This window comes from Nocardia heshunensis (assembly GCF_054782115.1).
On sequence record NZ_BAAGTC010000029.1, the window covers coordinates 123586 to 146979 of the forward strand.

Genomic DNA, 23394 nt, shown 5'->3' on the forward strand with positions numbered 1-23394 from the left:
TGTCAGTATTCGAGCTCGGTCCACGGGATACGAATCGGAAACGGGTGATCGATCTCGATATCGTTGGCGTCGGCACGGATCCATTCACCAGCGAGGATGTAGTTCACCGGATGTAGCGGATGAACACCTACCGGCAACTCCCCGTGCCCGGTCTCCAGCACATACGCGCGAATGGTCACGACCGTGCTTGTCTCTCGAGTCGGTTCCACCTCCCAATACCAGGGGATTCCAGCTTCCGCATAGCGGGACTTCTTGGCCACGATCTCGGATGGCGTGTTGGACGGTGACAGGACCTCGCCGGCGAGCAGGACATCGGCGGCGCGGACATCCTGCCAGGCCGCCCCCAGACAACGGTGAACCAGAAAGTCCGGGGTCACGAAGTCGGACTTACCGCTCGTTCCGAAGAAGATATTCGTCTCCGAGTTGGTGATCCAGCAGTGCTCCGGGTGAGACGACATGTCTTTGCGCGCCCACAGTTCGAGGCTGTTGGTCAGGCGGCGAGTGAAAATCTGATGCTCGCCGGGGGCATGGCGCACCCAGACGACCCGCCCTCGCCAGAGTTCGATCCGATTCGCGATCTCCTCCGGGAGCTGTTCGAGCTCTTCCCATGTCATGTGATCGGGGATATCGGCTCGCTCGACGTGTGGAATCGACACGTCATCAGGGTATTTCGCCATGCCCGGAGCCTCCGGAGTTCGCGGAACGAGGACGGATTCGTCCCGATTATCCCCTGTCACTAGACCGCGCCCGGGAAACCCATCTGCCGCCACGCCTCGTATACGGCGACGGCGGCGGCGTTGGACAGGTTCATGGATCGGCGGCCAGGGAGCATGGGGATGCGGAGTTGCTCGGTGACGTGGGGGTCGGCGAGGACTTCTTCGGGTAGGCCGGTGGGCTCGGGGCCGAAGAGTAGGACATCGCCGTCGCGATAGGCGATGTCGGTGTTGTGGGTGGTGGCCGTCGCGGTGAAGGCGAAGACCCGCTCGGGCGCGATGACTTCCCAGGCGGCCGCGAGACTCTGGTGCACGGTGACAACGGCCAGGTCGTGGTAGTCCAACCCGGCCCGGCGTAGCTTCGGCTCGGATAGGTCGAAGCCCAGCGGTTCGATCAGGTGCAGCGCGCAGCCGGTACCGGCGGCCAGCCGAATGGCATTGCCGGTATTGGGCGGGATGCGGGGTTCGAAGAACACGAGATGGAACACGGGCTCCAGCATCTCAGAGCGCCGGATAAGCTCGTGCGGTGAGTCCAGCCCATGCCGCACCCGAGAGTCGCAGCAGCCGTACGGGGGAGTAGTCCGCATCGAAGTGCCCATGTTGCGGGCGGCGGCTCGGTCCCGGCCGCTCTCGGCGGGGTTAGGTTTGGGTGGCCCCCGGAACATCGCCGTTCCAGGGCACCGACCGCGGCGTGAAATTGGAACAGGATCCGATCCAACACCACACAACACAACTAGCACGCACTCAATAGAGTGCCGTTGCCGTATCAGGTGGGCGCACATCCACCACTTCACCGGTGGTGTGAAGTTCGGTTTCGAGCGTTTCGATCTCGGGCCGGGTCAAAGACACCAGCGCGAAATCCGAGACCGTGTGGCCACCGCTGCCCGCAGCCACGACTGTCACCAGCTCGGTCAGTTCTTCGAACCAGGCCTGTGCCAGCTGCCGTACATGGGTCTGGTCGAGCAGATTCTGCGCCCACGACCACACCGCCGACAGCACCGGGCCATCACCGTTGTCGTCGACGGCGGCGTTGACCTCGACCACGTGAGCCAAGGGCATATCGGTGTCCGCGCCGGCAGCCAGCCCGGTCAGGACCTGCCAGACGTTGGACTGTGTGCCGATATCGCCATCAGTGCCGTCGGTGTGGTGGGTGTTGTCGGTGCGGAAGCGGCCAAGGTAGTTGAACCCGATCTGCGGGCTCGGCCCGGTCAACTGTGTGGCGGTGTGCGGGTTCAGATAACGCAGCAGTCCGTAGCCCAGTCCCTTGTCGGGAATAGCCCGCAGTTGTTCCTTGACACGTTTGACCGCGGACACGGCATCACCGGTGCCGGGGTCCAGACATACCGGGTACAGGGAGGTAAACCAGCCCACGGTGCGTGAGAGGTCCAGATCGACCGCGAATTCCTCGCGGCCGTGGCCTTCCAGATCGACCAGCACCGCATCGTCGGTGCCGCGCCACCGGCGGACAGCACGTGCCAGCGCCGCCAGCAGCACATCGTTGATCTCACTCTGGAATGCTGCCGGAACAGCAGCCAACAACGAAGCAGTCACCTCGGTGGGCAACCGCAACACCAACGCCGCGGAGGTAGCGGTGGTGTCCTGCGCCGGATCCAACGCGCGGATACCGAGCAACGGATCGGCGGTAGCGCGGATCCGCTGCCACAGAACCAATTCGGTTTCCCGCGTAGCAGCGTGTTCGACCAGTCGCTGAGTCCAGCGACGCAAGGAAGTCGGCACCGGCGCCAGCAACGGCGGCTGCCCGGCCATGGCCGCGGTGACCGCAGCCATCGTGTCGGGAATCAGGATCCGCCACGACACACCATCGACAACCCAATGATTGATCACCAGCAGCAACGCGCCCGGCTTCGAGGCGCCCGCGTCGAACCACACCGCCTGCACCATCACCGCGATTTCCGGTGCCAGTCGCGCCTGCGCGGCACGGGTCTGCGCGGCAACGAGGGCACCCAGCTCCGAATCGGCCACACCGGTCACATCGACACGGCACAGCACCTGGTCGGCAACCACCGCACCGACCGGCAACACACGCAGTTCCTGCGCGGCGCCGGGCTGCAGGGGCCACGACAGCTGTAGGCGCAACGCGTCGTGATGATCCAGCAGCGCCTGCACCGCGGCCAGCACATGATCGTGCCCAGCGCCGAACGGCAGCGGTGTGCCCATCGACTGGAAGAACCCGTCCAGCCGGCCACCCCGCGCAGCGACGGCCTGCATGACCGGGGTGGCCGACAGCTCACCGATCCCCGCGCCGGGGACCTCGACCGGGATCTCGGTGTTGGTTTCGGTGGCCACTGCCACCAGTTCTGCAACGCTGCGGTGGGCGAACACATCACGAACACCGAACACCAGCCCGGCCACCCGCGCCCGCGACACCAGCTGGATCGCGACGATCGAGTCGCCACCCAGGTCGAAGAACGAGTCGTCGATACCGACACGTTCCACACCCAGAACAGTGGAGAACATCCCGCACAACAGTTCTTCCTGCGGAGTACGCGGGGCACGGTACTCCCCACCGGTGAATACCGGTTCGGGCAGCGCCTTACGGTCGACCTTGCCGTTGGGGTTCAACGGCAACGCCTCGAGCACCATCACCGTCGCGGGCACCATGTACTCCGGCAGTCGCGCGGCCACGAACTCACGCACCGCAGCGGTCTCGAAACCGGTGGCGTTGTCGGCAGCGGTCACATACCCGACCAGCCGTTTGCCGGTCTGGCTGTCATGGGCCACGACCACGGCCTGCCCGACACCCGGGCACGCCGCCAGCGCGGCCTCAACCTCACCGAGCTCGATTCTGAAGCCACGCACCTTCACCTGATCATCGGCACGACCGACGAACACCAGCTGGCCGTCGGTGTTCCAACGCACCAGATCACCAGTGCGGTACATGCGCTCACCGGGCTCGACAGCGAACGGATCGGCCACGAACCGGACCGCGGTCAAACCCGGCCGACCCAGATAACCCCGCGCCAAACCGACACCGGCCACATACAACTCACCCACCACGCCGGTGGGTACGGGACGCAACCACGCATCAAGCACCAGCGTCCGCATGTTCGCGATCGGCGCACCGATCGGCGGAACAGTCCGCTCCTCCGCATATAGAGGAGCGCTCATCGACACACATACAGTGGCTTCTGTGGGGCCGTAAGCGTTGATCATGCGACGTCCATTGGATGACCTCGCAACCAACGCTGCGTCCAAAGCCTCACCAGCGGTAACCAGAGTCACGCCCGGAGGTAGCCCGCCCGCTTGTTCAACGACAGTCATTACCGCCGGAGGCAATGTTATATGCGTCACCGAATGCTTTCGGACCGCTCTCAACAAGTCGGCGCCCGCGGCAATCTGATCCGCGGACTCGAGCACCAAACAACCGCCGGATAGCAGCGCCTGGCACAGCTCCCACACAGAAGCGTCGAAACTAACCGATGCAAATTGCAAGACACGACTTGTCCTGCCGACCCCCAGGTGCACACGGTGCGCCGTCATCAGGCTGCCGAAACCTGCATGGGTGACCACGACGCCCTTGGGGGCCCCAGTGGAACCGGAGGTGTAGATAACATAAGCCGGGCTATCAAGCGACGGCTTGTTCGGCATCTTCCTGGCGTCCGCTGTGGGCACGCGTACGCCGAATGTCTGTTCCTCGATATTTGCGATAGTCGCCGACGCCGGCAGCTTCGCCTCCGTGTGGGTATTCGTCACGACCAGGACCGGTCGGGCATCGTCGAGCATGTAGGCGATGCGGTCGGCCGGATAATTCGGGTCGATCGGCAACCACGCCGCGCCGGCTTTGCTGATGCCCAGCATGGTGGCGATCAGCTCTATCGAGCGGGGCATGCACACCGCGACGAACTGCTCGGGTCCCACCCCCTGCTCGGTGAGCCAGTGGGCGATCTGGTTGGCGCGGATGTCGAGTTCACGGTAGGTACGGCCGGCCTCGCCGAATACGACCGCGGTCGCGTCGGGAGTCGCCTCGGCCTGCGCGGTGAACAGTTCGGGCAGAGTCGCGGTCGGAACCTCGACAGCGGTGTCGTTCCAGACCGCCAACTGCTGCCGTTCCTGCGCCGAGAGCACCCCCAGGCTCGACACACGAGTCTCGGGTGCCGATTGTGCCAGGGCTCCAATCAATTCGGAAAACCGACGGATATGGCTGTCGACTTCCATCTTTTGATAGCGGTTCGAGTTCGCAACTACCTCAACACGCCAGTCGCCAGATTTGGAAATAAATTGAAATGAAATATCTTCAGCGGGCCCGGTGCATGAATAGTCGACAGCAGCGACGGTCGAGTCGAAGCAGATGTCGAATTCAAAATTGGAGATGTTGACAATCGCGCCGAACTCGATAACTCCATTGGCTACCTGTGCTTGATCCTTTTTTATATCAACACCTTGGTACCGCTGATGGCGAAGCGCACCGGCAACCGCAGTGGAGATACGTTCAATATATTCTTTTAGGGTATCGTCTGGCGAAAGTTCGAGCTGCAGAGGCACGACATTCGCCATCATGCCCGGAACCATTCTGGTTTCAGCAGATCGCCGAGCGCCAACCGCCAGGCCAAGTGTCAACTTTCGGGCACCGGTCATGGAATGCAGATAAATGGCGACAGAACCGACCGCGATCGAAGAGGTCCTAGCTCCGACATCCCTGCTCAGCTGCTCCAGTCCAGCTGAGACCACGGAATCAAGGTCCTTAGTGCAGCGCCACAGCTGACTCGGAAAGATATCCGGCTTGGTGGACAAGGCCGCCGGGTCATGATCGCCCGTCAGGCATGAGCGCCAGAATTCGGAGTCTTTCTCGAACTCGCCCGATGATCGGTATTCCTCTTCGGACTCGATCAGAACGCTAAGGGGGCCAAATGGAGTCAGCCCCACCTCTTCACCCGAGAGCAGGCGCGTATAGATCTCAGCTTGCCTCTGGAATATAAGACCTTCACTCCAGCCGTCTATCATCAGATGATGGAATCGCTGCAACGACAGGTAGCCATTCTCCGACAGCTTGATCAATTGAATGACAAAAGGGGCATCATCGGGGTTGACGACCTTTTTCAGCTCCTCCTGAATGTGCTGCTCGGCCGATTTCTCCGGGTCGACCTCCAGGGAAAGATCAAAGAACGATACGACTGTGGGCTGCTTGTCGGTGACGGCTTGGAAGACTTCTCCGTCCTCGACGTACACTCTACTCCGAAGGGCATCAACCTCTTGGAGGAGAAGCTCAACAGCTTTGCGGAAGATCTCGAAGTCTATGAAACCTGGAATGTGGAGAACTGTAGAGAGGACGAGGACCGGACTATCCGGATTGATTTCTCGAAGTAGCCAAATGTACTTCTGTGCAGAAGTAAGAGGGAATCGGTTCCCGGTCATCTCCGCCATAATGCGATTCCACCATCCAGATTGGTACTCACGAAATGAGATTGCAAGACTTCAGGCTGCCTTCAAGATAATTCTGAAGACGTTCGATAGGCCAATCCGAGCGCGACTCGTATACGGACCGCATGGCCGTCTCGGCAATTTCCTGAAGATCAGGCAGTTCATTCGTTGATCTGACGATGATTGCGACGAAATCTTCAAGCAGAATGCTAAATACCGCGCTCCAGATCTCGTCATCTGATTCGATCGCCGCATATTCGGCGATAATTGAACCGTAGACTGCGTGTGCAAACAGTTCGCCAAGAGCAAGAACCTTACGCTGGTCCTTTTGGTCAATATCGACGTCGAAATGAGGCTTCAACTGCTCGAGGAGGTGACCAAAGGACTTCGCAGAAGGAAGGTGATCAATCTTGCCAAGCGCCTCGGACCAAGGTGCGAACGAGACACCTTCGATACCGCCGAGGGTCCGTCGCGTCAACAGGTATGCCGGAGACTCACCGGCATGCAAGGTCCGCCGCGGAGATCTGAATTCAGGGGTCGACGGGTTGAAAAAGCCCTTGGCCGCACGAATCGACTGCATTAGGTTCACGTACTTCGTGCCCTCCAATCGTGGAAGGTACTCAACGAACTTCTGGATAACGCGAAAGACCGAATCGGCTTCAAAGGCCTTTGCTGAGATAACATCCGAGAGCGAATGCACGACAGCCGTTGCATCCTCCGTCACCTTAACTTTGGCGATAGAGTTCAGGACGACGTATCGATTGTCGTCAGAATTAGCCGAGGTCATGTGATCGACACATCGAGCAGTGTATGCCTTCATGGCGACGAGCCGGATCGCCGCGCGTTCCATAGCCATGGAATTCTGCCCGAATTCACTTACCTTGCGACCAAAAATCTGACGGCTGCAAGTGTGACGGTAGGTCTCAATCAGTGCGCGAGACGCTAATCCTACGGCAGCAGTTGCCAGGTTGAACTTGCCGATATTGATCGTATTGACTGCATCCGCGAATGCCTGAGGGCCACGAGAAATTACATCATTTTCCGAGACTTTATATGAATCCAGTTCGAACTCGGCGACGTACATCTGCTCCGCAACCGAATTGCCCAGCAGGGTGAAACCGGGATTCCTTGAGCTCGCTCGAAAGAGGAGATAATCGCGGTCGCCTCCAGAATCCTTACGCGCAAATGTCGTGATTATCGTCGAAACGTTCGCATTGCCGGTGTAGTCTTTTCGACCGCTGGCTACGTACCCCGTGGAATCTTCGAGCACCCTCATAGCGGTTGCCCGCCAGTCGGCACCAGCTGTTCTCTCCGACATTCCGAAAGATCCAACGATACCCTGACTCAATTCATCCACATAGGCTCGACGGACATGCTCGTTGTCCGACATCCATACAGGAAGCACCGAGAGATTGGTCACGTGCCACATCAGCCAATGTGTGAAGCTGCAGAAGGCGAGGTGCTCGCTTAGGGCGGCAATCGAGTACGGATGCCAGCCGCTCGGATTATTACTGAGCTGCGTAGGCACCAGGCTATCGACCAAGAGGCGGCTTTGCCCGAGGAAGTCCAGAAAGTTCACCGGATATTGGCGCTGAATTTCAGACTTCAACAGCGCATCCGCACCAAGTTCTGTGAACCAGTCCGTCACACTGTCGACGGTCTGACCGGACGGCACGGTTAGCGATGTACCCCCCAACGTCGGCGGCGTAGCATCGTAAGACATAGTTCCCCTTCGCCCTTACCTTCAATTCAGCAACACGGACGCTACTACACATGCGTCCAACACTGAAAGCGTGCCGTTACTCCCGGGATCCGCCCTGCGGAGTGTCGCTCCGGTGGACCTACCCCTGGAATAGCCAGTGGATTGCTATGTGCGCGGCGAACGACGGGTATGACACCGTACCGCCAGCCGACGGGATTCGCTCTCGAGAAACCACAGACCGCACCCGCGCGGAGACCGCGATCAATCCCATTGGAGTTGGCCGATGCCTCTTCCGGCGTGCTTGCTTTACCGAGTTGGGCGGATTGGCAAAACCAGGTAGCCGGACACCTACTGAGCCTTAATGGGTGATGTCGTGGGGGCATGACCGTGCTGGCGGGCTTTCGAGGTAGACCTGTCGGGTGAGGTATGCCCAGGGAGGCGGGTTGACGGAGCGGGGTCGGCAGGCGCGGGAGCGGTTGCGGTTGGAGGCGGCGCGGTGGCGGTCTGGGTGAAAGAGCAGTGGCCGCAGGTAAACGAGTGCGGCGGCGTCGGGCGGATGGCTTGTCTTCGAAGACGAAGCTGGGTTCTCGATGACGCCGCCGACCGCCCGCACCTGGGCACCGCGCGGACATACCCCGGTCGTGACCGTGCGGGGCCGTTCCCGACGCCGGATCTCGATCGCCGCGCTGGCCTGTTACCGGCCCGGCCACCGGTCGAGGCTGATCTACCGGCCCCGCCGCGACAGCGAAAACCGTAACCGGAGAAAGAGTTTCGCCTGGACCGACTACCGCGACCTGCTCATCTGCGCCCACCATCAACTCGGCGCGCTGCTGGTGGTGGTCTGGGACAACCTGGGCACCCACACCATGCCGCCAACGCGGCAGTTCGTTGCCGACCACGACTGGCTCACGGTCTACCAGTTGCCCGCTTACGCCGCGGATCTCAACCTGGTCGAGGTGGTCTGGTCACTGCTGCGGCGGCCCATGGCCAACACCGCTTTCACCGACCGAGCACCTCATCGCCGCCCTCCGCACCGGCCTCAAACGCATCCAGCACCGTCCCCACCTAATCGACGGCTGCTTGGCCGCGACCGGCCTCGACCCCGCCAACCGATCATGACGACTTCACGAATTGAGGTTCAGTAACGCCAGACAAACGTCGGATCGCGGACCACCTCGGAATCTGTCAAACCCGGTGAGACGGTCATGCCGCGAATTCGGTGTTGATGTTCTCCTTCGCCGGTTCGTTGATCCAGGCCGTGCTCGGCAGCCTGGATGGGGTGGAAGACCATCGGAACCGGCCCGGGTTCGCCGCGTACCTCGCCGTGGTCGTGCAGCAGCCGGTGCGTCGTCGAGGTCGAGCACAGATACGTGCCTTCGTCGAGCAAGTCAGAAGCCGACGACGGAGGTGGGCTCCGCCGTGATCAGTCCGGACAGCGCGATTCCGGGCCCGGCAAACCCCGCTTGCCGGCGGGAAGGTTCGCCGTGAATCACCCGGGTGGTCATAAGGTCGGGGTGATCATCTGTGTCCGGGCGGGCACCGATCGTCGTCGTCGTGTGTCGAAAGATGCGGGGTTCGAAGAACACGAGATGGAACACGGGCTCCAGCATCTCAGAGCGCCGGATAAGCTCGTGCGGTGAGTCCAGCCCATGCCGCACCCGAGAGTCGCAGCAGCCGTGCGGGGGAGTTCCTGCGTGAGAATCTGCCCATGATGCTGGTGGGAGCGGTGCTGGTGGTGGCCATCGTGTTCCTGGCCTGGGATCGCTGGCGGCGCGGGACCTACATCTTCGGCGGGGCGACGCTGCTCGCGGCGGCGCTGCGGATGGCATTGCCGACCGAGCGGGTGGGCCTGCTCGCGGTGCGCAGCAAGGGTTTCGATGTCGGGTGGCTGACGGTGCTGGGCGGCGCGATCATCGCGCTGGCCGCGACCATCAGCAGCCTCGGTGTCACTTAAGCGGCCGAGGTCGGGGCCGCGACCGGAGTCGCGGCGCTGAAAAGGCGATCGGGGATTTGCTAGACGGTGGTGATGCGGCGGCCGAGTTCTCGGCGTAGTACTTCCTGGTCGGGAAGTCTGTGCAGGACGCGGAGTATGGCCGGGCGGAGTTCACGCTGCTCGTCCTCGGAGAGCAGATCGACGAGATCGCGGAGATCCATGTCATCGAATGCGGCGGTCATGTCTGACAGATTACGACCGGAAGGCCCCGCGCACACGTATTCGGGGCCACCGGTTACGGAGGTGTCATGTCGACGAAACCGGAAGCGCGTCAGGACAATTCACGCGAAACAGCCACGATACGTGAGGTAACGCGCCGCCCGCTGAGGCAGCGTAGAGACAGCGGTCGGGCAGCGCTTATTCAGCGGTGCGACACCCGCTGGGCGCGCGCCAGATCCATGGTCTCGAGCACCAGCTTGCTCACCGCGTCGAACTCGGTCAGGAAGCCGTCGTGGCCGTCCCGCGAGTGGATGACCTCCAGCCCCTTGGAACCGGGCAGCAGATCGGCCAGCTCCTGCTGGGTGCGCAACGGGTAGAGCCGATCCGAGTCCACCCCGCCGATCACACACGGCACCGGCGTGGCCGCCAGCGCCGCCGCGACGCCGCCGCGCCCGCGGCCCACGTCGTAGCGGTTCATGGCCTCGGTGAGCAGCACGTAGGTGGCCGGGTCGAAGCGCGAGATGAGCTTGTCGGCCTGGTACTCCAGGTAGCTCTGCACCGCGTAACGCCCACCCGCCCAAGGGTTCTCGTCCCCCTGGGCATGATTCTCGAAACGGTGGTCGAGCTCGGACTCGGTGCGGTAGGTCAGGTGCGCGATGCGCCGGGCGATGCCCATGCCGGTCATGGGCGCGCGCCCGGTGCCGTGGTAGTTGCCGCCCTGCCAGTCCGGATCGGCCGTGATCGCGGCGACCTGGGTGGTCTGGGTACCGATCTGGTCGGCGGTGGCGCGCGCGCCGACCGCCAGCACCAGGGCCGCGCCGATGCGTTCGGGGCTGCCGATCATCCACTCGAGCACCCGCATACCGCCCATGGAACCGCCGATCGCGGCGGCCAGGCGGTCGATGCCGAGCAGGTCGAACAGTTTGCGCTCCGCGGTCACCTGATCCCGGATGGAGATCTCGGGAAACCTTGCGCCCCAAGGCTTTCCGTCCGGGGCCAGGGAGGCCGGGCCGGTGCTGCCCTTACAGCCGCCGAGCACGTTGGTGGCGATGACACACCATTCGCGGGTGTCCACCGCGGCACCGGGCCCGATGATGCCGTCCCACCAGCCGGGCTGGCTGTGGTGCACATCGGCGGGGCCCACCACGTGCGAGTCGCCGGTCAGCGCGTGCTCGATGAGCACCACGTTGTCCGCGTTCGCCGAGAGTTCGCCCCACCGCTGCACGGCCAGCGTCACATCGGGGATGACGGCGCCGTTCTCCAGCTCCACATCCCCGATGGCGATGGTTCCGAGCGTCCCGTCCGGCGGCGGGAGCAAAAGCTCCGCCGCCGGACGGGAGGTGCTCGATTCGATGTTCACGGTCAACTTGCCGCCGCCGTCAGTCCGGCCCGCAGATCCGCCAGGATGTCGTCGATGCCCTCGATACCCACGGCCAACCGCACCAGACCAGGCGTGACGCCGGACGCCAGCTGTTCGGCGGGCGTCAGCTGGGAATGCGTGGTGGAAGCCGGGTGGATGACGAGCGAGCGCACATCCCCGATGTTAGCGACATGGCTGTGCAGCACCAGCGCCTCCACGAACTTCTTGCCGGCGTCGATGCCGCCGGCCAGCTCGAAGGACACGATGGCGCCCACACCCTTGGGTGCCAGCTGTTTGCCACGCTCATGCCACGGCGAGCTGGGAAGCCCTGCGTAGTACACCTTCTCGACGCTGGACTGGGCCTCGAGGAACTCCGCGACCGCCTGCGCATTGGTCACGTGCCGCTCCACACGAAGGCTCAGCGTCTCGATGCCCTGCGCGATGAGGAAGGCATTGAACGGCGAAACCGCCGCGCCCAGATCACGCAGCAACTGCACGCGCGCCTTGAGCGCGAACGCGGGCGCGCCCAGATCGGCGAACACCACGCCGTTGTAGCTCGGGTCGGGGGTGGTGAAGCCGGGGAAACGGGACTCGCCCGTCTCGTTCTGCACCGTCCAGTCGAAGGTGCCGCCGTCGACGATCACACCCGCGACCGCGGAACCGTGCCCACCCAGGTACTTGGTGGCCGAGTGCACGACGATGTCCGCGCCCAGCTGCAGCGGCTGGATCAGGTACGGCGTGGCGACGGTGTTGTCCACGATGAGCGGCACGCCCGCGGCGTGCGCGACCTCGGCGATACCCGGAATGTCGAAGACCGAGCTGCTCGGATTGGCAACGGTCTCACCGTAGAACGCCTTGGTGTTCGGGCGAACGGCCGCGCGCCACTGGTCCAGATCGTCGGGATCGGTGACGAAGCTGACCTCGATGCCCAGCTTGGGCAGCGAGTAGTGCAGCAGGTTGTAGGTGCCGCCGTAGAGGTGCGGGCTGGCCACGATGTGGTCGCCCGCCTCGGCCAGATTCAGGATTGCGTAGGTCTCCGCAGCCTGCCCGGAGGCCAGCAGCAAGGCCGCCACGCCACCCTCGAGGGCGGCGACTCGCTGCTCCACCGCGTCCTGGGTGGGGTTCATGATGCGGGTGTAGATGTTGCCCGGCTCGGCGAGACCGAACAGCGCGGCGGCGTGATCGGTGTCGCGGAAGGCGTAGGAAGTGGTCTGGTAGATGGGCAGTGCGCGGGCTCCGGTGGCCGGATCGGGGCTCTGTCCGGCGTGAATCTGCTTGGTCTCGAAGGACCAGTTGGCCGGATCCAGGGTGCCGTCAGCCACGACGGCCGCGGGCGCGGTCGAGTCACTCATGTGTTCTGCTCCAAAAACAAGGTCGCCGAATGGCGGGAAGTTTGACGTTATCTAGAAGCGAATGGGCTTCGACAACAACACATTTCGGTAGACCTCCTGATTGCGCTTGCGTTCGGCCTTCGAACGCCCGGTCTGCACCCGGAAGCACCCCACCGCAGCTGGAGGGTTGCCGATCAGCAAGCCGGGGCCTTAACGCTGATGCTCTGGACCTTTGCGAGATTCTAGCGGGCGGAGGCGGCAGTCTCGGAAGTGGGGCTCGCCACAGTGGATCCGCAACAGACACGCCGGAATTCGTGGAAGGCGGCCAGCACATTGTCGGCGAGCAGGCGGGCCGTGGCGGGGGCTGTGCAGCCCGCGAAGTCGGATTCGGCCTCGAATTCGCACTCCATGCCCACCCGGACGATGCTGTGCCAGGTGCCGGCGATGAGCCGCACGGTGAGGTGCTCCTCGGGCAGCCCGAGGCGCTGGGCGAGGACTTCGGTCATGGCACGGGTCTTGGTGTCGGCCGATTCCATGCTGAGCGCGCGCACGGCGACGCTGTCGCGCGTGATGCGCTGCATTTGCTGGAACCACCGGAAGGGCACCGGCGCATCGGATTCGATGATCTGGTCCACGACCGCCAGGAAAGCATCGAGCAGCGCCTGCATCTCGTCGCCGGTGACGGGCTGCACGCGCAGCGCGTCGGCGAGGGCGTAACCGAAGCCTTCGATGGGGGCGATGACGATCGCCTCTTTGCTGTCGAAGTACCGGTTCACGGTGCGCGGTGAGACATCGGCCGCGTCCGCGATCTGTTCGACGGTGGTGGCATCGAAGCCCTGTTCGTCGCACAGGCGCAGGGCAACGTCGATGATCCGATCCCGGGTCTGCTGCTTCTTGCGTTCGCGCAGGCCGGGGCGATGGCGCATGACCACACCGATGTGGCTCGACAACTCCGACATGACCCCATGTTAGTGGATTCCGGGCTCTTCTTGTCCCGATATGACAACTGTCGCACTGCGACATTTTTCCCTTGACGCCAATTGTCGGTGGGGGCCACTATGGTGACAGCTGCCTTCGCACCCCCTAGAGGAGAGGCTCATGACCGTAGCCACGGATGCTCTCGAGTCCGACGAAATAGCAAGTCCCGCAAAAGATTCCAGGCGCTGGTGGGCGCTGGCGGTGATCGCCATGGCACAGCTCATGGTGGTTCTGGACGCCACGATCGTCACCATCGCCATGCCGTTCGCGCAGCAGGATCTGCACATCAGCGACGGCGACAAGCAGTGGATCTTCACCGCTTACACTCTGATTTTCGGTGGTCTGCTGCTGCTCGGCGGCCGCCTCGCCGACTACCTCGGCCGCCGCCGGATCCTGATGATCGGCCTGGTCGGCTTCGCCGCCGCCTCCGCGGTAGCCGGTCTCGCGCAGAACTCGGCCGAACTGTTCGCGGGCCGTGCGTTGCAGGGCGCGTTCGGCGCACTGCTGGCTCCCGCGGCCCTGTCGCTGGTGTCGGTGACCTTCACCGAGGCCAAGGAACGCGCTCGCGCCTTCGGCGTGTTTGCCGCGGTGTCCGGTGCCGGTGCGGCGCTCGGCCTGATCGCCGGTGGCGCGCTGGTCGAGTACGCGGACTGGCGCTGGTCACTGCTGGTGAACACCCCGGTCGCGCTGCTGGCCCTGGTCGGCGCGTTCATCTTCGTGATCAAGGATGTGCCCGCACCCCGCACCGGCGGCTACGACCTGCCCGGCGCGGTCACCGTCACCCTGGGTCTGATCTCCATCGTCTACGGCTTCAGCCGCGCGGCCTCCGACGGCTGGACCGCCGCCACCACGCTGGCGCTGTTCGTGGCGGGCGTGGCATTGCTGGCGGCCTTCGTGGCCATCGAACGCCGCACCGCGAATCCGCTGCTGCCGCTGCGTATTCCGGCCGAGATCAACCGCGGCGGCGCGTACCTGATCGCGCTGCTGGTGCCGATCGCGATGTTCGCCATGTTCCTGAACCTGAGCTTCTACCTGCAGATCGTGCAGCACTATTCGGCGCTGAAGACGGGTGTGGCGTTCCTGCCGTTCCCGGCCGGGATCGTGGTGTCGGCGGGTATCGCCTCGACGGTGCTGCCGAAGATCGGGCCGCGTCCGCTGATGCTGACGGGTTCGGTGTTCGGCGCGGCGGGCCTGCTGTGGCTGTCGCGGCTGGAGTACGGCGACAGCTACGCGGTCGCCCTGCTGCCCGCCATGATCCTGATCGCGCTGGGCATGGGCTTCCTGTTCGTGTCCATGCAGACCACCGCGCTGCACCAGGTCGAGGCCGAGGACTCGGGTGTCGCCAGTGCGCTGCTGAATGCCGCGCAGCAGGTCGGCGGTTCGATCGGTACCGCGTTGCTGACCACCATCTCGGTGCAGGTGGCCCAGCGGTACGTGCGCAACAACGGGACCATCGACCATGTGATGGAACGCGCGTCGGTGCACTCCTACAGCGTCGCGTTCCTGATCGGTGCGGTGTTCTTCCTGCTCTGCATTCCGATCGCGGCCTTCATGATCCGCGACAAGCCGGAAAACCTGCTCGAGGGCGACGAGCACGCCGTTGCTGTCGCTGTCTGAACGCAGCGCCTGACCGGCGAAAAGATATATCCGTGGGCCGTGGCACCCCCATTCCGCATTGCGCGGGATGAGGGGTTGCCAGGGCCCTTTCCTTTTCGCATGCTGGGAAGTGCCGAAAGTCACGCGAAAAGCTACTTATCGGTAACCGCACTGAATTCCCGCACAGCGGGGGCCGCCGTCGCGGTGAGATCGATAGCAGCAGTACGCTTGTCTTGCTTGACGCCACAGCGTACGTGGACTTGGCACCACAGGTCCCGTGCCGAGCGCCATGCGTATACGTTGTCTGTTGAACAGCTGGGGTCCGCTACAAGCGGTGCTCACCGGCCGTGCAATGGGAGCACCACCTTCCTAGGAGGACACGAAGATCCATGTCCAAGATCAAGGTTGAAGGGACCGTCGTCGAACTCGATGGCGACGAGATGACCCGGATTATCTGGCAGTTCATCAAGGACAAGCTGATCGTCCCGTATCTCGATGTGAACCTCGAGTACTACGACCTCGGCATCGAGTACCGCGACAAGACCGATGATCAGGTCACGATCGACGCGGCCAACGCCATCAAGAAGCACGGCGTCGGCGTCAAGTGCGCGACGATCACCCCTGACGAGGCTCGCGTCGAGGAGTTCGATCTCAAGAAGATGTGGCGGTCGCCCAACGGCACCATCCGCAACATCCTCGGCGGCACGATCTTCCGCGCGCCGATCATCATCTCGAACGTCCCGCGGCTGGTGCCGGGCTGGACCAAGCCGATCATCATCGGCCGCCACGCCTTCGGTGACCAGTACCGTGCCACCGATTTCAAGGTGCACCAGGCGGGCACCGTCACCCTGACCTTCACGCCGGAGGACGGCTCCGAGCCGATCCAGCACGAGGTCGTGCGCATGCCGGAAGACGGCGGCGTGGTGATGGGCATGTACAACTTCCAGGAGTCCATCCGGGACTTCGCGCGGGCCTCGCTGAACTACGGCCTGCAGCAGAACTACCCGGTGTACATGTCGACGAAGAACACCATCCTGAAGGCCTACGACGGCATGTTCAAGGACACCTTCCAGGAGATCTTCGAGACCGAGTTCAAGGACGAGTTCGCCGCGGCGGGCCTGACCTACGAGCACCGTCTCATCGACGACATGGTCGCCTCCGCGCTCAAGTGGGAGGGTGGCTACGTCTGGGCCTGCAAGAACTACGACGGCGACGTGCAGTCCGACACCGTGGCGCAGGGCTTCGGCTCGCTGGGTCTGATGACCTCCGTGCTGCTGACCCCGGACGGCCGCACCTGTGAGGCCGAGGCCGCACACGGCACCGTCACCCGGCACTACCGTCAGCACCAGCAGGGCAAGCCCACCTCCACGAACCCGATCGCCTCGATCTTCGCGTGGACGCGTGGCCTGGCCCACCGCGGCAAGCTGGACAACACCCCCGAGGTGATCGGCTTCGCCCAGACGCTCGAGGATGTCGTCATCAAGACGGTCGAGTCCGGCCAGATGACCAAGGACCTCGCGCTGCTGGTCGGCGGCGACCAGGGCTACCTGACCACCGAGGAGTTCCTCGGCGTGCTGGACGCCAACCTGGCCCGCGAGATTCGCTAGCAAGGCCCGGGGCTCGCCCCGAAACGCTCTGCCTCTCTCGGGGTTTCAGGGGCTTGCCCCTGAGGGTTTCGAGAGTTGGGATTTCCGCGCCGACGAACGTGAACAGCGCGAAGCGGTGGACGATGGGGGCCGGGACCACAGTCCCGGCCTGAACATCCACCGCGCCACAACGGGCACCTGCCCCCACCTGAATCCGGGTGGGTGGGCGGGTGCCCGAACTGTTTTCGGGTGATCATGGTCTGGTCATGAAACGGTCATGATCCGATCGCGACGATGAGTTGTCTCGTCGCGGTCTCTCGAGGGGTGGACCGCGGCGCGGCGCGGCGGTGAAGGAGGAGCTATGTCGGCAATCGGTGACGATTTGCGGCGCGTGGTGCGCGGACGGGTGTTCGGGGCGGGGGAGGACGGGTTCGCGGAAGCTCGCCGGGCCTGGAATCTGTCTGTGGAGCAGCAGGTTTCGGCCGTGGTCGAGGTCGCCGACGCCGATGATGCCGCGGCGGTGGTGCACTATGCGAGCCGCTCCGGCCTGGCGGTGAGCACGCGGGCCACCGGGCACACGCCCACCGCGGCCGCCGATGGGACCGTGCTGGTGAAGACCGGGTCCTTGAACGGCGTCGAGATCGACGCCGAGGCGCGGGTCGCCTGGGTGCAGGCGGGCGTGCAGTGGGGTGGCGTCATCGCCGAGTCCGCGAAGCACGGGCTGGTGGGCGCGATGGGGAGTTCGCCGGTGGTCGGGTTGACCGGATACACCCTGGGCGGTGGCCTGGGGTGGTTCGCGCGGAGCCGGGGGCAGGCGGCCAATCTGGTCCGGGCGCTGGACGTGGTGACCGGTGACGGGAATCGGGTTCGGGTGAGCGCGAATTCGGAGCCGGAGCTGTTCTGGGCGCTGCGCGGCGGCGGGGGTGACTATGCGCTGGTGACCGCGCTGGAATTCGAATTGTTCGAGGCCGGTGCGCTTTTCGGTGGTCGCCTGCTGTGGCCGGCGGAGCGGGGCGAAGCGGTGCTGGCCGCCTTCCGGGAGGTGACCGCGGTCGCGGCCGAGGAGCTGAGCGTGTGGCTCACGTTCATCCAATTCCCGCCCTTCCCTTCGGTTCCCGAGTTTCTGCGCGGACAGTCCATGGTGGCCGTGGATGTGCTCGCGCAGGGGGACGTCACCGGTCCGCTGCGCCTGTTCGACGAGATCCCGGGCGTGGTGCTCGATACCCGCCGCCCCTTGGATCCCACCGAGATCGGCGGCATCTGCATGGAGCCGGTCGATCCCACTCCGGCCCGGGTGCGCGGGGAGCTGCTCACCGAATTCTCCACGGAGGTCGGTGATTCCCTGCTCGCGGCGGCCGCACCGAACGGCTCGGTGTATCCGCTGGCCCTGGTGCAGGTGCGGCATCTGGGCGGGGCGCTGACGCGTCCGTCCGCGGATGCCGGTGTGGCGGGCGGGATTACGGAGCCGTTCCTGCTGTCCATGCTCGGCCCGGCCCCATCGCCGCAGCACGCGGCGGCCGTGCTGGAGCGTCGCGCCGAGGTCGCGACCGAGTTGTCGATCTACTCGTCGGGTCGTAAACCCTTCACCTACTTGGACGCCGGAGACACTCCGTCCGACGCCTTCGAATCCGCGACTCTGGACCGCCTGCGGGACATCAAGCGCCGCAACGACCCTCAGGATGTCTTCCGCAGCAACTTCCCGGTGGCCGCGCCGCTCACCGAACTGGATCGCGCCATTCTCGACGCTCCGGCCTGATCGGGAGTGCCGTTGCGGGTCGGTCGCGGCGGAGTGAGCGGTCCCATGGTTCGCGCCGGTCGGTGAGTGAAATCACCGGACTGGACGGTATCGGGATGGTTCGCCACTGTGTTGCGCTTGGTTGTGCCCGAATCTGTCTCCGCCGCCACCGCCGCATCGACCCCCGACGAGATGAGCCGTCCCGTCGCGGCGGCCACCGATGAATCGGCGTTCGCCGCGGCCCCGCGCGACAGCTGGCACATCCCCGCCATGCTGGCGCTGGCGCTGGGCGGATTCGGGATCGGTACCACCGAATTCGTCACCATGGGTTTGCTGCCGGATATCGCCACCTCCATGAAGGTCTCCGAACCGACTGCCGGGCACATTGTTTCGGCCTACGCGCTGGGTGTGGTGATCGGCGCTCCGGTGATCGCCGCGCTGTGCGCCCGGGTGCCGCGCAAGCGCCTGCTGATGGTGTTGATGGCGGCATTCGCGCTGGGTAATGCGGCCAGCGTGATCGCGCCCAGCTTCGCGACCCTGACCATTGCCCGCTTCGTCTCGGGCCTGCCGCACGGGGCGTACTTCGGTGTGGCCTCGCTGGCGGCGGCCTCGCTCGCGCCGGTGGGGCAACGGGCCAAAGCGGTAGCTGCCGTTATGCTGGGCCTGAGCGCCGCCAATGTCGTCGGCGTTCCCGCCGCCACCTGGCTGGGCCAGCATCTCGGTTGGCGGGACGCTTTCGTGGTGGTCGCGGTCATCGGTTTCGCCACCGTCGCCGCCATCTTCCGCTTCGTTCCGGAACTGCACGGCGTCCGCATGACCGACCCCCGCACCGAACTGACCGCCCTGCGCCGTCCCCAGGTGCTGCTGACCTTGCTGGTCGGCGCGGTCGGCTTCGGCGGCATGTTCGCCGTCTACACCTACATCACCACCACCCTCACCGACGTCGCCGGTCTGTCCGTCGGTCTGGTCCCCGTGGTGCTCATGCTCTTCGGCCTCGGCATGGTGGCGGGCAACATCATCGGCGGTGTCCTCGCCGACCGCGGCGTGGATCGCGCCATCTACGCCTCGATGCTGGCCATGGTGGTCATTCTCGCGGGATTCGTTGCAGCGGCCCACAATCCGTACACGGCGGCCATCGGCGCCTTCCTGGTCGGTGCGTCAGGAGCCTCCCTGGCCCCGGCCCTGCAGACCCGCCTGATGGATGTCGCCCACGACGCACAAACCTTGGCTGCGGCCCTGAACCACGCCGCGCTCAACATCGCCAATGCCTCCGGCGCCTGGGTCGGTGGCCTGGTGATCGCCGCGGGCATGGGCTACACCGCCCCCGCCGCAGTCGGCGCAGGCCTCGCAGTCCTGGGCACCCTCCTCTTCGCCGCCACCACCTTCCTGGCCCGCCGCACTCACTGATCGCTGTCGATTTCCACCCGCCGGGCCCGCTTTTGCCTACAAACTAGTAAGGCAACTTCGCAGTTGGCTGAGTATGTGTTAGCGTCGGGTATGGCAGACGAGCGGGAATCGAGGGCTTCCGAGGTGGCCGCGGAGGTTCGGGTGGTGGTTGGGCAGCTGGTGCGGCGGGTGCGGGAGCAGACCGAGGAGAGCGGGCTGACGAAGTCGCAGATTTCCACGTTGATTCGGCTGGAGCGGGACGGGGCGCGGACGGCTACGGAGCTTGCTCGGGCCGAAGGGATACGGCCGCAATCGATGGGGGCCATTGTGGCTGCGTTGGAGGCTGCCGGGATGGTCACGCGGAGTGCGGATCCCAGTGACGGCCGCAAGAGTGTGCTCGCCATTACCGACAGTGCGCGCGAACAGTATCGGACCGGGGAACTCGCCCGGCAGGACTGGCTTACGCGTGCGATGAACGCGACGCTCTCGGCCGAGGAGATCGAGCAGGTCGCTGCGGCTCTCGAGCTGTTCGCCAGGCTCGCGCGTTACTGAACACGGCCGGAAACAAGGAGATCGTATGCCCGCCAATCCCATTGGTGTCCTACTGCGCAATCGGCGCGCGGGGCACCACACCCTCGCCTGGGCTCGACCGGAGTTGCAGGCGCCGGAGAACTTCACGCTGACCAGTCCCGCCTTCGACCATGGCGCACCCATCCCGGCCAAGCATCGGGGCCGGGTGTTCGGGGCGAACATCTCACCCGCGCTGGCCTGGACGCGTCCGCCTGTCGGGACCGTCGACCTGGTGTTGATCGTGGAGGATCCGGATGTGCCGTTCGGGACGGCCGCGATTCACGCCCTCGCACTCGGCGTCGACCCCGCGCTGGAGGGCCTGCCCGAGAACGCCCTCGCCAATCCCAGTCCGATCCAAGGACTTCGGCACGGAAAAGGTCCGCTCGGCCGCCGGGGCTGGGCGGGTCCGATGCCGGTTCCCTCGCATGGGCCGCACGCGTACGTCTTCCAGCTCTTCGCTCTCGACCGGCGTTGCGAGCTGGCGGCCGGTGCGACGCTCGACCAGGTGGTGACGGCGCTCGCCGGACATGTGATCGGGCGCGCTCGCCTCGATGGCACCTACGAGAACCGTTGACAATCAGCAGGATTCAACCATCAGAGACACACCGTGGGAGGTAGTCGGATGAACATCAAGCAGCTGTCGTGTGCGCTCGCCCTGGCCGGGCTCGCCGTCACCGCGGCGCCGCGTCGGCGGCGCCGCCCATGTCCGTGACCAGCGTCGCCATGCCCGACGGTTCGACCGTCGCTGCGGCCCAACTGCTTCCGCTGTGCGGTGGACATGACCGCTCACCCGATCTGAGCTGGTCCGACGGCCCCGCATCGGCCGAGAGTTACGCCGTGACGATGTTCGACCCGGACGCTCCGTTCGGCGGCGCCTGGCACTGGGTGGCTTTCGATATCGCGTCGTCGATCACCGCGCTGCCGGAGGGCCTGCCCGCCGCCAGCCCGCTGGCCCGCCAGGCGGCGAATTCCAGCTTCCAGCCGCACTACGACGGCCCCTGCCCGCCGCCCGGACTACCGCACCGCTACACCGTCACGGTGTACGCCCTCGATACCGCGTCCCTTAACCTCCCCGACGGCGCCGACAACGCAACCGCCCGCGCCGCCATCGACGCCCACACCCTGGCCACCGCCCAGCTCACCGCGACCTACCCGGCGGCGAATTCGGCCTCGTCCTAGGGCGTTTCGCGCAGCGGCCACACCTCGACCACCCCGCGCGCTACCGCGCAGGGCGTCTGCGACACGAGCCGGACGGCCTCCTCCAGTGTCTCGGCCTCGATGATCGCGAACCCGGCGACCGGCAGCGTCGACGACAGGAACGAACCGTCCGTCACTGTCGTACCCGCGCCGTCGTGATTGCGTACCTGCACCGGCGAACCGGCGATCCCCATCTCGACGCCGCCCGCCCGCAGGCGTGCGTCGTGCGCGTGCGCCGCATCCCGTACCGCCGCGGCGGTAGCGTCGTACCCCGCTCGATCCCCGTACCCGATCGTGACGAACTTCGGCATGGCGAGCCTCCTCCGATTCCTACGGACTGCGTACGAGTGTTGACGCCCGTAGTCCGCCGAATTCATCGGGGTGGTAGTGGTGGGGCCGCCGCCGGCGACAGGCGGCGGCCCCGCTGCTCGCCTAGTGGGCGAGCAGGCCCTTGGCGACGTGGGTGATCTGGATTTCGTTGCTGCCCGCGTAGATCATGAGGGACTTGGCGTCTCGGGCCAGCTGTTCCACGTGGTATTCCGACATGTAGCCGTTGCCGCCGAAGAGTTGGACGGCGTCCATCGCTACTTCGGTGGCGATTTCGGAGCAGTACAGCTTCATGGCGGACGCCTCGGCCAGGGTTGGGGGTTTCCCGGCGCTGGAGCGTTCGAGGGCGTTGAAGACCATGTTCTGCACGTTGATGCGGGCGACTTCCATTTTGGCCAGTTTGAGCTGGACGAGTTGGAAGCGGCCGATCTCCTGACCCCACAGCTTGCGGGTTTTCGCGTAATCCACGCACAGCCGGTGGCATTCGTTGACGATGCCCAACGCCATGAAGGCGACGCCGATACGTTCGGCGGTGAAACTCGAACGGGCGCTTTCGCGTCCGTCGCCGCTCTCGTGCGCCTCGGTCTCGCCGAGGAGGCGGTCGCGGCCCAATCGCACATTGTCGAAGAACAATTCACCGGTGGGCGAGGCGTGCAGGCCCATCTTCTTGAACGGCTTGCCCTGGGTGAAGCCTTCCATGCCCTTGTCGAGCACGAAGGTCAGCACCTTGCGGTCACGTTTGTCGACGCCGTCACCCTCGTCCAGTTTGGCGTAGACGACGACGGTGTCGGCGTAGGGGCCGTTGGTGATGAAGGTCTTCTGGCCGTTGAGGATGTAGTCGTCCCCGTCGCGGCGGACATAGGTCTTCATGCCGCCGAAGGCGTCCGAGCCCGAGTCCGGTTCCGTGATCGCCCATGCCGCAACCTTTTTCATGGTCACGATATCGGGCAGCCAGCGTTCCTTCTGCGCCAGCGTGCCGCGCGAGAGGATGGTGGTGGCCCCGAGCCCGATGCTCACACCCATCGCGGTGACCAGGCCCATGCACACCCCGGACAGTTCGCTGACCAGCACCGCCATCAGCGATTCCTGCCCGGAGAAGGGCCCGCCGTCGCCGGACTTCGCCTTCTTCTCCGGCAGTGGCTCCCCGGCCGCGATCGCCTCTTCCCGCTTGCGTTGCCGGGCCAGCAGCTTGCCGATCGACTCGGCGCCCAGGGCGTCGATGCCGAACTCGGAGAACAGCTTCCGAATAATCGGGTAGGGCAGCATGTCCCCGCTGTCGAGGGCGTCCAGGTGCGGGCGCAGCTCCTTGTCGATGAAGCTACGGACCGCGCCCCGGATCAGCTCATCGGTCTCGGACCATTCGAACATCGTTGTCCGCCTTC

Annotated in this window: 21 protein-coding genes and 1 riboswitch; of the genes, 9 read left to right on the forward strand and 12 right to left on the reverse strand. The window is 64.8% G+C overall.

Annotation, left to right across the window (positions count from 1 at the left end; translation table 11 throughout):
* Positions 1-2 precede the first annotated feature (2 nt).
* The 4 genes from ACYVN4_RS43015 to ACYVN4_RS43030 all read right to left on the reverse strand — a co-directional run bounded on the left by ACYVN4_RS43015 (position 3) and on the right by ACYVN4_RS43030 (position 7740).
* A complete protein-coding gene (locus ACYVN4_RS43015; protein ID WP_460730053.1) occupies positions 3-614 on the reverse strand; it encodes a Uma2 family endonuclease in 612 nt (203 codons plus the stop codon).
* Positions 615-736: 122 nt separating this feature from the next.
* Positions 737-1201 (reverse strand): tRNA (cytidine(34)-2'-O)-methyltransferase, encoded by a 465-nt coding sequence (locus tag ACYVN4_RS43020; protein WP_460729692.1) that lies wholly within the window; start codon positions 1199-1201, stop codon positions 737-739.
* Between the two features lie 256 nt (positions 1202-1457).
* Positions 1458-6095, reverse strand: a complete 4638-nt coding sequence (locus tag ACYVN4_RS43025) for an amino acid adenylation domain-containing protein (RefSeq protein ID WP_460729694.1) — start codon at positions 6093-6095, stop codon at positions 1458-1460.
* Positions 6096-6123: 28 nt separating this feature from the next.
* Entirely contained in the window at positions 6124-7740 is a 1617-nt protein-coding gene (locus tag ACYVN4_RS43030) for an acyl-CoA dehydrogenase family protein (RefSeq protein ID WP_460729696.1), read from the reverse strand.
* 644 nt (positions 7741-8384) lie between these two features.
* Between ACYVN4_RS43030 and ACYVN4_RS43035 the strand changes: the two genes are divergently transcribed.
* Positions 8385-8939, forward strand: coding sequence for a transposase (locus tag ACYVN4_RS43035; RefSeq protein WP_460729698.1), 555 nt, complete (start codon positions 8385-8387; stop codon positions 8937-8939).
* On the opposite strand, the gene ACYVN4_RS43040 is transcribed toward ACYVN4_RS43035, so the two are convergent.
* Both ACYVN4_RS43040 and ACYVN4_RS43045 read right to left on the reverse strand, forming a co-directional pair.
* A complete protein-coding gene (locus ACYVN4_RS43040; protein ID WP_460729700.1) occupies positions 8933-9181 on the reverse strand; it encodes a hypothetical protein in 249 nt (82 codons plus the stop codon). The genes ACYVN4_RS43035 and ACYVN4_RS43040 overlap by 7 nt on opposite strands.
* Position 9182: 1 nt before the next feature.
* Positions 9183-9404, reverse strand: coding sequence for a hypothetical protein (locus tag ACYVN4_RS43045; RefSeq protein WP_460729702.1), 222 nt, complete (start codon positions 9402-9404; stop codon positions 9183-9185).
* A 98-nt stretch (positions 9405-9502) separates the two neighbouring features.
* Here ACYVN4_RS43045 and ACYVN4_RS43050 point away from each other — a divergent pair, with 98 nt between their 5' ends.
* Complete coding sequence (locus ACYVN4_RS43050; protein ID WP_460730055.1) at positions 9503-9748, forward strand: DUF3017 domain-containing protein; 246 nt, start codon at positions 9503-9505, stop codon at positions 9746-9748.
* 59 nt (positions 9749-9807) lie between these two features.
* Here the strand turns inward: ACYVN4_RS43050 and ACYVN4_RS43055 are convergent, their stop codons facing one another.
* The 4 genes from ACYVN4_RS43055 to ACYVN4_RS43070 form a co-directional block, all read right to left on the reverse strand.
* Positions 9808-9969 carry a hypothetical protein gene (locus ACYVN4_RS43055; RefSeq protein WP_379353559.1) on the reverse strand — a complete coding sequence of 54 codons (162 nt, stop codon included), beginning with the start codon at positions 9967-9969 and terminating at the stop codon, positions 9808-9810.
* A 179-nt stretch (positions 9970-10148) separates the two neighbouring features.
* The gene (gene metX / locus ACYVN4_RS43060) at positions 10149-11312 is read right to left on the reverse strand and encodes a homoserine O-acetyltransferase MetX (protein ID WP_460729704.1); all 1164 of its coding nucleotides are present in this window, start codon (positions 11310-11312) and stop codon (positions 10149-10151) included.
* Positions 11309-12658, reverse strand: coding sequence for a bifunctional o-acetylhomoserine/o-acetylserine sulfhydrylase (locus tag ACYVN4_RS43065; protein ID WP_460729706.1), 1350 nt, complete (start codon positions 12656-12658; stop codon positions 11309-11311). The genes metX and ACYVN4_RS43065 overlap by 4 nt, the downstream gene beginning before the upstream one ends.
* 97 nt (positions 12659-12755) lie before the next feature.
* A riboswitch (SAM riboswitch) is annotated at positions 12756-12868 on the reverse strand.
* 11 nt (positions 12869-12879) lie between these two features.
* Positions 12880-13596 carry a TetR/AcrR family transcriptional regulator gene (locus tag ACYVN4_RS43070; RefSeq protein ID WP_460729708.1) on the reverse strand — a complete coding sequence of 239 codons (717 nt, stop codon included), beginning with the start codon at positions 13594-13596 and terminating at the stop codon, positions 12880-12882.
* Positions 13597-13735: 139 nt separating this feature from the next.
* Here ACYVN4_RS43070 and ACYVN4_RS43075 point away from each other — a divergent pair, with 139 nt between their 5' ends.
* The 7 genes from ACYVN4_RS43075 (at position 13736) to ACYVN4_RS43105 (ending at position 21667) form a co-directional block, all read left to right on the forward strand.
* On the forward strand, positions 13736-15232 hold the full coding sequence (locus tag ACYVN4_RS43075) for an MFS transporter (protein WP_460729710.1): 1497 nt from the start codon (positions 13736-13738) through the stop codon (positions 15230-15232).
* Between the two features lie 368 nt (positions 15233-15600).
* The gene (locus ACYVN4_RS43080) at positions 15601-16818 is read left to right on the forward strand and encodes an NADP-dependent isocitrate dehydrogenase (protein ID WP_379353549.1); all 1218 of its coding nucleotides are present in this window, start codon (positions 15601-15603) and stop codon (positions 16816-16818) included.
* Positions 16819-17158: 340 nt separating this feature from the next.
* Positions 17159-18553 carry an FAD-binding oxidoreductase gene (locus ACYVN4_RS43085; RefSeq protein ID WP_460729712.1) on the forward strand — a complete coding sequence of 465 codons (1395 nt, stop codon included), beginning with the start codon at positions 17159-17161 and terminating at the stop codon, positions 18551-18553.
* A 171-nt stretch (positions 18554-18724) separates the two neighbouring features.
* Positions 18725-19939: an MFS transporter gene (locus ACYVN4_RS43090; RefSeq protein ID WP_460730057.1), complete on the forward strand. Its 1215-nt coding sequence runs from the start codon at positions 18725-18727 to the stop codon at positions 19937-19939.
* 90 nt (positions 19940-20029) lie between these two features.
* A complete protein-coding gene (locus ACYVN4_RS43095) occupies positions 20030-20470 on the forward strand; it encodes a MarR family winged helix-turn-helix transcriptional regulator (RefSeq protein ID WP_460729714.1) in 441 nt (146 codons plus the stop codon).
* Between the two features lie 25 nt (positions 20471-20495).
* On the forward strand, positions 20496-21062 hold the full coding sequence (locus tag ACYVN4_RS43100; protein ID WP_460729716.1) for a YbhB/YbcL family Raf kinase inhibitor-like protein: 567 nt from the start codon (positions 20496-20498) through the stop codon (positions 21060-21062).
* Between the two features lie 128 nt (positions 21063-21190).
* Positions 21191-21667 carry a YbhB/YbcL family Raf kinase inhibitor-like protein gene (locus ACYVN4_RS43105; protein WP_460729718.1) on the forward strand — a complete coding sequence of 159 codons (477 nt, stop codon included), beginning with the start codon at positions 21191-21193 and terminating at the stop codon, positions 21665-21667.
* Here the strand turns inward: ACYVN4_RS43105 and ACYVN4_RS43110 are convergent.
* On the reverse strand, positions 21664-21996 hold the full coding sequence (locus ACYVN4_RS43110; protein WP_460729720.1) for a YciI family protein: 333 nt from the start codon (positions 21994-21996) through the stop codon (positions 21664-21666). The genes ACYVN4_RS43105 and ACYVN4_RS43110 overlap by 4 nt on opposite strands.
* A gap of 121 nt (positions 21997-22117) precedes the next feature.
* Complete coding sequence (locus tag ACYVN4_RS43115; protein ID WP_460729722.1) at positions 22118-23380, reverse strand: acyl-CoA dehydrogenase family protein; 1263 nt, start codon at positions 23378-23380, stop codon at positions 22118-22120.
* Between the last annotated feature and the right edge of the window lie 14 nt (positions 23381-23394).

Bases quoted from the DNA above. Each gene is read 5' to 3' on its own strand.
- ACYVN4_RS43105 (WP_460729718.1), top strand. From the start codon at position 21,191: ATGTCCGTGACCAGCGTCGCCATGCCCGACGGTTCGACCGTCGCTGCG.
- ACYVN4_RS43055 (WP_379353559.1), bottom strand. From the start codon at position 9,969: ATGACCGCCGCATTCGATGACATGGATCTCCGCGATCTCGTCGATCTG.
- ACYVN4_RS43085 (WP_460729712.1), top strand. From the start codon at position 17,159: ATGTCGGCAATCGGTGACGATTTGCGGCGCGTGGTGCGCGGACGGGTG.
- ACYVN4_RS43090 (WP_460730057.1), top strand. From the start codon at position 18,725: ATGAGCCGTCCCGTCGCGGCGGCCACCGATGAATCGGCGTTCGCCGCG.
- ACYVN4_RS43080 (WP_379353549.1), top strand. From the start codon at position 15,601: ATGTCCAAGATCAAGGTTGAAGGGACCGTCGTCGAACTCGATGGCGAC.
- ACYVN4_RS43065 (WP_460729706.1), bottom strand. From the start codon at position 12,658: ATGAGTGACTCGACCGCGCCCGCGGCCGTCGTGGCTGACGGCACCCTG.
- ACYVN4_RS43110 (WP_460729720.1), bottom strand. From the start codon at position 21,996: ATGCCGAAGTTCGTCACGATCGGGTACGGGGATCGAGCGGGGTACGAC.
- ACYVN4_RS43015 (WP_460730053.1), bottom strand. From the start codon at position 614: ATGACATGGGAAGAGCTCGAACAGCTCCCGGAGGAGATCGCGAATCGG.
- ACYVN4_RS43070 (WP_460729708.1), bottom strand. From the start codon at position 13,596: ATGTCGGAGTTGTCGAGCCACATCGGTGTGGTCATGCGCCATCGCCCC.
- ACYVN4_RS43045 (WP_460729702.1), bottom strand. From the start codon at position 9,404: ATGCTGGAGCCCGTGTTCCATCTCGTGTTCTTCGAACCCCGCATCTTT.
- ACYVN4_RS43050 (WP_460730055.1), top strand. From the start codon at position 9,503: ATGATGCTGGTGGGAGCGGTGCTGGTGGTGGCCATCGTGTTCCTGGCC.
- ACYVN4_RS43035 (WP_460729698.1), top strand. From the start codon at position 8,385: ATGACGCCGCCGACCGCCCGCACCTGGGCACCGCGCGGACATACCCCG.
- ACYVN4_RS43025 (WP_460729694.1), bottom strand. From the start codon at position 6,095: ATGGCGGAGATGACCGGGAACCGATTCCCTCTTACTTCTGCACAGAAG.
- ACYVN4_RS43075 (WP_460729710.1), top strand. From the start codon at position 13,736: ATGACCGTAGCCACGGATGCTCTCGAGTCCGACGAAATAGCAAGTCCC.
- ACYVN4_RS43095 (WP_460729714.1), top strand. From the start codon at position 20,030: ATGGCAGACGAGCGGGAATCGAGGGCTTCCGAGGTGGCCGCGGAGGTT.
- ACYVN4_RS43100 (WP_460729716.1), top strand. From the start codon at position 20,496: ATGCCCGCCAATCCCATTGGTGTCCTACTGCGCAATCGGCGCGCGGGG.
- ACYVN4_RS43115 (WP_460729722.1), bottom strand. From the start codon at position 23,380: ATGTTCGAATGGTCCGAGACCGATGAGCTGATCCGGGGCGCGGTCCGT.